Consider the following 9,910-nt stretch of genomic DNA (forward strand, 5'->3'; position numbering starts at 1 on the left):
TGATGCCTGAACTAACGCTTGATGACGTTGTACTATTAATTCACAGTGAAGTGGCGTCGGCGGTGACGTCAGCTCAACAATATGGTGCCATGGATGCGGTTGTTCTTGATGCTATAAGGGTGCGTATGGGGCAGTCTGTTCTCGATGACGGTTCAAATGAAAACAACACTCTTTCCGAGCACACTGCTCTTTCAAATAATAATCACACCTCAGAAAACAGCATTTCTTTAAATACTTTGCGTTATCCCACTGCAGAGTCGGGCTGGCAAATTGATGTGTATTATAAAGCGGGAGACAGTCAGGCTGGCAGCATTAAAAATACACACGATGAGCCGCTTTGGTTGGCATCGGAAGCCATGCGTTTTTTTTCTCAGCAATCGGTGGAACGACTTAGCGGTATCGGCAAGCGTTGGGCTAAATTGCTAAAGCAGAATGATGTGATAAGTATTGAGCAGTTACTGGAGCATTCGCTGCTCAATAATGAGGCGCTATTAGAGGCTTTGTCTGTTCGGCAATTAAGGAATTTTCAGGCGCTGGCAAGGCTTGCTCTGTCTGTACCAGCCATTACTGTTCCTGAAAGCATTAATCAATATTGCTTGATGGATGTACTGGATGACTATTCAGCGTTAAAAAATCAATTGTTGAATCAATCGATGACCGATGACCAACAGGTTCAACTATATAATTGGTTGCAGCAACTGGAGTTTTGTTTCGACGATACTCTATTAAAAGAAACTTGCTTTGTTGACTTAAGGCAGAGTTAACCAAGCGTTACTCCAGGTGCTGAACAACGATTAAATATAAAAATCATAAATAACCACAAACGCTAAACAAACTCTGGTTATTAACAATAAAGATTGTTTGCGTTTGTGGTTTTGCCAATCAGTAAAACGATTTATTTTTTATGCTTGGCTAATAATTGTTTTAAAAACTTACCGGTATGGGAGACTTTACTTTTTGCCACATCTTCCGGGGTGCCGGTTGCGATTATTTCTCCGCCTTTATTGCCGCCTTCCGGTCCTAAGTCGATAATCCAGTCTGCGGTTTTAATGACATCAAGATTATGTTCGATAACCACAATCGTATTGCCATGATCCCGTAAGCGGTCCAGTACCGAAAGCAATTGATTCACATCATGAAAATGAAGCCCTGTGGTTGGTTCATCAAGAATGTAAAGTGTTTGGCCAGTGTCTCGTTTGCTAAGTTCTCGTGACAGTTTGACACGTTGCGCTTCACCGCCAGACAGTGTTGTGGCGGCCTGCCCTAAACGAATATAAGAAAGACCAACGTCCATCAGTGTTTGCAGTTTTCGTGCAATGGCCGGTACGGCATCGAAAAACTCGCGCGCGTCTTCTACCGTTAAGTCGAGTACCTCATTGATGTTTTTTTCTTTATACAGAACTTCCAGCGTTTCCCGGTTATACCGCTTACCTTTACAAACATCACAAGGCACATAAACGTCGGGCAAAAAGTGCATTTCCACTTTTATAACACCGTCACCCTGACAGGCTTCACAGCGACCCCCTTTGACATTAAAGCTAAAACGTCCGGGCTTGTAACCGCGTGCTCTGGCTTCCTGTGTGCCAGAAAATAATTCTCGAATGGGCGTGAATATTCCGGTGTAGGTGGCCGGATTGGAACGTGGTGTACGACCTATTGGGCTTTGATCAATATCCACCACTTTATCGAAATGCTCAATGCCTTCAAAGTGGGAATGAGGCGCAATGGTTAAGGATTCATTGCGGTTTAAATTACGCGCTGCAATAGGATATAAGGTATTGTTGATCAGTGTTGACTTGCCGCTGCCGGATACACCCGTTACACAGGTCATCAGACCTGCTGGGATTTCCAGATCAACCGATTTCAGGTTATTGCCGGTGGCGCCAAACAGTTTAAATGTTTTTTCCGGATCCACTGGGCGACGATTTTTCGGAATGACTATTTCCAGTTTGCCCGATAAGTATTGACCGGTAAGCGACTTTTTTGATTGGCAGATTTTTTCCATCGGTCCTTCGGCAATTACTTCTCCGCCATGAACACCGGCTCCGGGGCCTATGTCTATCACATGATCCGCGGTGCGGATGGCGTCTTCGTCATGTTCCACAACAATAACCGTGTTACCCAAATCACGTAGGTGAGTTAAGGTTTGCAGCAATCGATCATTATCCCGTTGATGTAATCCAATGGAAGGTTCATCGAGTACGTACATAACGCCAACAAGTCCGGCGCCAATTTGGCTGGCGAGTCGTATTCTCTGGGCTTCACCGCCCGATAATGTGTCGGCGCTGCGTTCCAGAGTCAGGTATTCAAGACCAACATTTACCAGAAAACCCAGTCGGGCCTGGATCTCTTTTAAAATTTTATCGGCAATTTTTCCTTTCGCACCAGCGAGTTTTAATGACTTAAAATATTCAAAACTTTCACCAATTGCCATTTGAGTAATTTCTGGCAACGCCTTGTTTTTGATCAGCACGCTTCGCGCGTCTTTTCGCAATCGGGTGCCTTCACAACTGGGACAGGATTGGTGAGTCATGTATTTGCTGAGTTCTTCCCGCACCGCTTGTGATTCTGTTTCGCGGTAGCGACGTTGCATATTTGGGATCACACCTTCAAACGGGTGATTGCGCACATAAAGATCGCCACGGTCATTAACGTAATTAAACTCGATGGCGGTTTTACCACTGCCATAAAGAATGGTGTTTTGTACTTTTTTCGGTAATGACTCAAAGGGTGCTTCTATATCAAAGTCAAAATGCTCGGCCAGAGATTTCAGCATGTGGTAGTAATAAACACTGCGTCGATCCCAACCACGAATGGCACCGCCCGCCAGTGAGAGTTCCGGGTTATGGATCACTCTATCCGGATCAAAAAAGTTATCCACGCCAAGTCCGTCGCAGGTAGAACAGGCGCCAGCTGGGTTATTGAATGAGAATAGACGAGGCTCAAGTTCGGTCAAACTGTGACCACATTGCGGACAGGCAAATTTTGCAGAAAATAACAGGTCGTCTTTTTCACCGTCCATAAAGTGAATTTGCGCAAGTCCTTCGGCCAGATCCAGAGTGGTTTCAATGGACTCGGCTATTCGTTGCTGTAAGTCGGGGCGCACCTTAAAACGATCAACAATGACTTCGATGGTGTGTTTTTTGTGCAGATCCAGTTTTGGCGGTGAGGCCAGCTCATACACTTCGCCGTTGATCCTGGCTCGTACATAACCATTGGCCTGAAGCTCTTTAAACAGCTGGACGTGCTCACCTTTTCGGTTTCGAACCACCGGTGCCATTACCATCATCTTGGTGCCTTCCGGCTCTGCTAACACCAAATCGACCATTTGCGATACGGTTTGTGCTTTCAGTTCAATACTGTGGGTTGGGCAATAGGGCGTACCAACCCGTGCAAACAGCAGGCGCAAGTAATCGTAAATTTCGGTGATGGTGCCCACCGTGGAGCGAGGATTATGGGACGTTGATTTTTGTTCAATGGAAATAGCCGGTGATAAACCTTCTATGTGATCTACATCGGGTTTTTCCATCAAGGATAAAAACTGCCTTGCGTAGGCCGACAAGGATTCAACATAACGTCGTTGACCTTCGGCGTAGAGTGTATCGAATGCCAAAGAGGACTTCCCGGAACCGGATAACCCGGTTATGACGATCAGTTTGTCTCGAGGTAACGTCAGATTAATATTTTTTAAGTTATGGGTGCGTGCACCACGTACTTCTATGTTATCCATCGTGTATAATGACCGCCTTTTTTGCCCAACGACTGAATATATTTGTCATATATACGTCTGTTGACGAATTTCGAACTAAGCCGTCGATCATAATATGGAAAACACACAACAATCCAGTGCTATGAATGCCACCGAGAAATCGGCCGCACTTTCGTTAAGTGCGGTTTTTGCGGTGAGGATGCTTGGGTTATTTATGATCCTGCCTGTATTCGCAGTACTCAGTGACACCATTGAAGGCAGCTCACCGTTTCTGATAGGTCTGGCAATTGGAGCCTATGGCCTTACTCAGGCAATATTTCAAATTCCATTTGGCCGCTTATCCGATCGCTATGGCCGAAAACCGGTGATCCTGGCCGGGTTAATTTTGTTTGCGATTGGCAGTGTCATAGCGGCCCTGTCCGATCACATTCTGTGGATTATTGTTGGTCGACTGTTTCAAGGCTGTGGCGCCATTGCCAGTGCTGTAATGGCTCTGGCCGCGGATCTGTCCCGCGATGAACAGCGCAGCAAAGTTATGGCCGCCATTGGTATGAGCATAGGTGCTGCATTTACCATTGCCATGTTTACCGGACCTTTTATTGCCGAACTGGCGGGGTTATCCGGTTTATTCTGGAGCAGTGCCTTAATGGCGGTGGTGGCCGCTGTGATCATTATATACTGGACACCTACGCCTGAGCATCGATACAGCCAGCGCGATGCGGTGGCTGCCAAAGGTCAGATTCGGCAGATTGTAAAGCATCCACAATTATGGCGGTTAAACCTTGGCATCTTTTCACTGCATTTTTTATTAACCGCTTTTTTTGTCGCCTTTCCGGTTAAACTTTCTGAAATGGGACTGTCATTGTCCAGTTCGGGATGGGTGTATTTTATTGTCATGATCATCGCCGCTGTTGTGATGATCCCGCTTATTATAACCGCTGAAAAATCCTGGAAGCATCGTCAAGTAATGGTGTTGACCATGTGCGCCATAGCCATTCTTGAAATTACCATCAGTCAATTTAGCGGTGCATTCTGGTTGCTGGTATTACTGTTAGGATTATTTTTTGCCGGATTTAATGTGATGGAAGCTATGTTCCCCTCATTAATTTCGCGCATAGCCCCGGCCTCAGCGAAAGGAGCGGCATTGGGTGTGTATTCAACGTCGCAGTTTTTAGGTGCGTCTTTGGGTGGTCCGGTTGCCGGTTATCTGGCGCAAAGTTATGGATTATCAGCCACTTATATTGCAGGTGCTGTGGTTGCCGTTATTTGGGCGGCTGCCGGAATTGGATTAAAATCACCACCACGATTGACCTCCTATACCTTCACAGTACATCATATAGACAACGACAGACTGAATGCGTTGATGGATGATATTCACGCAATAGAAGGTGTGGCTGAAGCAGTGGCTCTGCCAGAAGCCGGTGCGGTTTATCTGAAAGTGGATAAGCAACAGTTCGACGAGTCTGCTTTATTAAAACTTAAATCGAAGCCAAGCTGATGTATCAGGTTTGAGGCTTTATTAAGAAAGACATCAAGCTCAGAAATATGAAAATATGGGTAAGGACCCTAGAGGAGAAGTGATCAATGGCCAGCCGAGGCATTAACAAAGTTATTTTAGTGGGAAATTTGGGTAATGATCCCGAAATTCGTTACACAGCCAATGGCGGCGCAATTGCGAATCTGTCCATTGCCACATCGGAGCAATGGAAAGATAAAAGTTCAGGCGAGCCACGTGAAAAAACCGAATGGCACCGCGTTGTTATTTTCGGCAAACTGGCCGAAATTGCCGGTGAATATTTGCGTAAAGGTTCTCAGGTCTATCTTGAAGGCAAACTGCAAACCCGTAAATGGCAAGATCAACAAGGTCAGGACAAATACACCACCGAAGTTGTGATTGATATTAACGGCGTGATGCAAATGTTGGGTGGCGGTCGCACGGGTGGCGAGTCTTCCTATGGACAAGGGCAGCCAGCTGGACAGAAAAATTATGGTCAGCCACAAGCTCAGCAAAATCAAAATTCACAAGGTGGCGGACAACCACAACAGCAGCCTCAGCAAGCGCCTGCCAATCAAGGGTTTAGCGATAACTTTGATGATGATATTCCGTTTTGAAAAATACCATAGAGTATAATGTAAAGGTTATTCGCTAATATCATAGTGTTTAAAAGGAGTCTCAGGGCTCCTTTTTTTATGTTCGCTCATTTTGTTCAATATTTCAGAGTTCATGCTCATATCTAACAGGGCTTGTCGGGATGAGCGGTAAAGCTGCTGGCTGAGTTCGTATTGTGTGTTGTTCAGGTCCTGATTGATTTGCTTATGACTCAGCCATGTCAAATCATCTTTAGTAAGTAATGGCTTACTATGGGCTTGGGTGGCTAAACTGGATAAAAGCCACAGCATAAGAACTGGTTTGAAATTGATTTTCGACATTATTTTAAACTCCGGTGCATTTGCAGACAGAGGCAGGATAAAGTGAATAAGCTGCAATTTTGTGTCAGTTTTTCGATGCTTTGATGAATAAGCTGAGTTTCTGAACTATGCTTTAAATACGCTTTAAAAAATAAAGCATTCGTAGGATTTATTGTGAAAGGAATATCTCGACTAAATATAAGTCACCCATAGGGATCGGAGTACTTATGAAATCTATTATGGCTAAAGTTTCGGTTGTCTGGCTTGCACTACTCGTAATCAGCCTACTTCTGCTACAACATTCACACAATTTGAGCCAAACCCGGATCGAGAACCAGAAAAATGCCTGGATTGAGCGACAATTTCTATTGGTGGAGCAAAAAGTTCGAGCTCATCAAAACGGTGGTTCCTTAATAGAGAGTTCTTCAATAGATAGTTCCTCAGTAGATAACTCCTCAATAGATAATTCCTTAGCTGATGATATTTTAACGCATAAAGATTTAATACAAGAGGTGCTTTCTTTACCCTCAGTTACCGCGGCGCGCGCAATCAGTGCAGGTGAAGTTACTGAGCAGGCGACTCGTATAACTGAGCCAGTCTCGACCATAACATATCGGCTGCCATTGCAATTGTCACAAGACAGTTACGCTGTTCTTGAAGTCGATATCGACATGTCTCAGTTTGCCCCTGTCAATATTGATTCTTTTTCTCTACATGGTTTTGCCATTTTAGTGTTAATGGCGTTGGGAGTGTTTATGACATTCTGGCTGTTATCGCCTTTTTTAATGCTGGAGAAAAAAGCAGAGTCAATTTTAACCGGCGATTTTAACCCTCAACATTTCGCATCCTCCGATGATCACCCCTTAACATCTGAGTTGGCGATAAATTTATTGCTTGATGAACATCAAAAAAGCAAACAGCAGCATCAGGATTTATCCAATCGGCTTCGGCAACATTCTTTTGTCGACAGTTTAACCGGACTGGGCAATCGTGATTATTTTGATGCTGAGCTTGAAATTCATCTTAAAAATGAGAAAGAGTCGATCCATGGTGCGGTTGTTCTTTTTTCATTTGAGCCCCTGCTCGATCTTCATTATGAAAACCCCACCAGTTTTAATGAGTTGATTAAGCAAGTGGGTGATTTTTTTCAGAATATTTCAGATGAAGAAAACCTCTGCTGGGTTGCCAGGCGTGACACCGTCGACTTCGCCTTACTGACTCTTGAAAGTGCGCCGGATAAAATTCGACGGCAATGTCATAAAGTCATAAAAGATTTACAGCGCAGTATTTTTGATATTACTGAGTTCAGTCATCACTTTATCAATATTGGCGTGACATTCTTTACTTCTGGTGACGACGCTTATGAAATATTGGCCAGTGCCGATATGTCCCTTCGAAACGCTCAGTTGCAAGGTGATAACTGCGTCCATATGTACCAGCCGAACAAGCTAGCAAAAAGTATGATTAAAGGTGGTGTCAGGTGGCGGACTTTTTTGCAAAGTATTTTGGATAGCCGGCGCATAACATTATTTTTTCAACTCCAGGTTGCAGCGGTTGCTATGGACGTTCAGCGTTATGAGGTGTTGTCCAGAATAGAAGACCGAGGAAAGATGATTAATGCGTCTATTTTTTTACCGATGGCGAACCGTTGTGGGCTCGCGGCAGATTTTGATCGGCTGATTGTTGATAAAGCATTAAAACAACTGACTTCACAAGCGGATAGTATTGAGTTATCAATTAATCTTTTTCCAGACAGTCTGCTGCATCCTTCATTTATGAAGTGGCTGATGCAACGCTTAAGCATAAACCGATTTGCCAATCATCGAGTTATTTTTGAAATATCTGAGTTAGCCGTCTCGCGTTCATTAGCGCAGGTAAAAGCGCCGATGGAAAAAATTGCCGCCATGGGGTGTCGTTGGTGTGTCGAACATGTTGGTAGTCCAAGCGCCAGCCTTTCGTATTTGGCCGAGCTGCCTCTCGACTTTTTAAAAATCAGTCAGGCAACGGTACGTCGCATTAATACTCAGCAAGAACGGCAGTTATTTGTTGAGACTCTGGTGACTTCTGCCGCTCAGGCGGGTATTAATGTTTGGGCAGAAGGGGTTGAATCCGAACAGGAGTGGCTAAAATTGCAATCGCTTGGTATTCAGGGAGGGCAGGGCTACTGGTTTGGTCACCCTCAGGAGTTAATTCCATCAATAGAAGATGAAATATTATCGGTATCTATAAAAAAAGCCTGACATTGGAGCCAGGCTTTTTAATATCTCTATTAATGTATTTTTGTGTGATTACTTAAATCGACGCCGTAATGATACCAGTGTCAACAATAGAACCACTGCCCAGCTTAACGTACCGCCATCATCATTGATTGATGTATTTGTTACAGGGCTTAAATTTGCCGCTGAGTTTACATTATTATCAACGACCACAATGGCTTCAACTATTAAGAAGTTTTCTGCGCCCGGGGTGACTTCATCGCCAAAGTCATCGTCTGTATAGTTGGCGAGTGGTAATGAGGCTAGAGCACCACCAAAGGCAAATGTTGGGAAAGCAGCCAATGTATCAACTGTTTCCATGCCACCATCTATGACCTGACCAAATACCGTAAAACCGCCATTTTGAGGATCAAGGCTGGCACTATTGTCACCTAGATTAAAAAACCACTGACTGCTGGCACTATTAGGATCTCCACCCAGTTTGGCCATGGCAATGGTGCCTCTTACATTAGAATAAACTGGTTCATTGAGTATCGGGCCGTTACTGGCTACTTCAGTCAGTGGCAGCTGATCCGGAAAAACATAAGCGCCGCCCTGGATAATAAAGTCTTTAACTTCCCCGTTTTCATCTTCGACATCAACAGATCGATGGATAATCGTATTTTGGTAGGCTGCTGTATCAACATAACCTAAAAAGTTTTCGACGGTTTGAGGCGTTGCTTGATCAAACAGGTTAACGCGGAAATTGCCATGATTGGTTTGAAACTCAACAATGGTTGCCTGCGCGTTTGAGTTAAACAGCAAAGATGCGGTAAACAGTGTTAAAACAATAGAAGTGGCTTTAAGCATAATAATACGTGTACTCATTAAAAGAAGCAGAAGACTAAGTGAATTAATGGCGTTAGGCAAGTGAATGAGTCGGAAGTTCGATCATAACCTTATATATGTATAAGTAGCATCGATTCCTGAGTGATGAGTCGTTTTACTAAACTGTGTGTTTCCACCATAGGGTTTTAACCTTACCAAATCACTGTGCTAGTCATTAATTTCGGTCATTTATGGGTCATAGGAATAAATTTTGTCGAATATGTGTTGGCTTATAGTGTCTGTATCCAAGGTGGTTAAGGCCATTTTTGATGTTTTTTTACTCGAAACAAGCTTGATTTAATAAAAATTGGACTATAATTACCCAGCTTCAAAAAAGTTTCTAAAAAAAATCAAAAAACTTTCAATTAATACTTGCCATAGAGATTATCCTCTATATAATGCGCATCCACTTCAGGGCAATACGCCAAATTACTGAAGTTAAGGCTAAAAAACAAATTAGCTAACATACTGAAAAATAAAGGTTTGTTGTTGAATTGTTAAGTCTTTTGAGTGAAAACCTTTTCATTCGCAAAAATCGAAAAGATTTTTTAAGAAAAGGTGTTGACTCGGTAAAAAGAGGGTGTATAATTCGCGCCCCAACGTTGAGAAAGCGGCGTTGAGTTGGTCAGGCAGGTTCCTGATTAACATGTTCTTTAACAGATTGATGAAATAATTTGTGTGGGCACTCAGAGCGATAAAGTCAATAACG

The 9,910-nt window shown here is 43.7% G+C and carries 8 protein-coding genes; 4 read left to right on the forward strand and 4 right to left on the reverse strand.

What is annotated here, in order from left to right:
- Positions 1-2 precede the first annotated feature (2 nt).
- Positions 3-764 (forward strand): hypothetical protein, encoded by a 762-nt coding sequence (locus tag C8D97_RS17255; protein WP_109765059.1) that lies wholly within the window; start codon positions 3-5, stop codon positions 762-764.
- 131 nt (positions 765-895) lie between these two features.
- Here C8D97_RS17255 and uvrA read toward each other — a convergent pair whose 3' ends face one another.
- Positions 896-3,730, reverse strand: a complete 2,835-nt coding sequence (gene uvrA, locus C8D97_RS17260; protein WP_109765060.1) for an excinuclease ABC subunit UvrA — start codon at positions 3,728-3,730, stop codon at positions 896-898.
- A gap of 94 nt (positions 3,731-3,824) precedes the next feature.
- Here uvrA and C8D97_RS17265 point away from each other — a divergent pair, with 94 nt between their 5' ends.
- Together C8D97_RS17265 and C8D97_RS17270 are read left to right on the forward strand one after the other, a co-directional pair.
- Positions 3,825-5,207: an MFS transporter gene (locus tag C8D97_RS17265; protein ID WP_109765061.1), complete on the forward strand. Its 1,383-nt coding sequence runs from the start codon at positions 3,825-3,827 to the stop codon at positions 5,205-5,207.
- 86 nt (positions 5,208-5,293) lie between these two features.
- Positions 5,294-5,821, forward strand: coding sequence for a single-stranded DNA-binding protein (locus C8D97_RS17270; protein ID WP_109765062.1), 528 nt, complete (start codon positions 5,294-5,296; stop codon positions 5,819-5,821).
- A gap of 27 nt (positions 5,822-5,848) precedes the next feature.
- Here the strand turns inward: C8D97_RS17270 and C8D97_RS17275 are convergent, their stop codons facing one another.
- Positions 5,849-6,139, reverse strand: coding sequence for a hypothetical protein (locus C8D97_RS17275; protein ID WP_109765063.1), 291 nt, complete (start codon positions 6,137-6,139; stop codon positions 5,849-5,851).
- Between the two features lie 206 nt (positions 6,140-6,345).
- Here C8D97_RS17275 and C8D97_RS17280 point away from each other — a divergent pair, with 206 nt between their 5' ends.
- Positions 6,346-8,358: an EAL domain-containing protein gene (locus tag C8D97_RS17280; protein ID WP_109765064.1), complete on the forward strand. Its 2,013-nt coding sequence runs from the start codon at positions 6,346-6,348 to the stop codon at positions 8,356-8,358.
- A gap of 48 nt (positions 8,359-8,406) precedes the next feature.
- Here the strand turns inward: C8D97_RS17280 and C8D97_RS17285 are convergent, their stop codons facing one another.
- Together C8D97_RS17285 and C8D97_RS18300 are read right to left on the reverse strand one after the other, a co-directional pair.
- Positions 8,407-9,201, reverse strand: a complete 795-nt coding sequence (locus C8D97_RS17285) for a peptidylprolyl isomerase (RefSeq protein WP_210204986.1) — start codon at positions 9,199-9,201, stop codon at positions 8,407-8,409.
- Positions 9,202-9,723: 522 nt separating this feature from the next.
- On the reverse strand, positions 9,724-9,910 hold a 187-nt coding region (locus C8D97_RS18300; protein ID WP_210204987.1), incomplete at its 5' end, for a hypothetical protein.

It is taken from the genome of Pleionea mediterranea, assembly GCF_003148745.1.
In the GTDB taxonomy this organism is placed as follows: domain Bacteria; phylum Pseudomonadota; class Gammaproteobacteria; order Enterobacterales; family Kangiellaceae; genus Pleionea; species Pleionea mediterranea.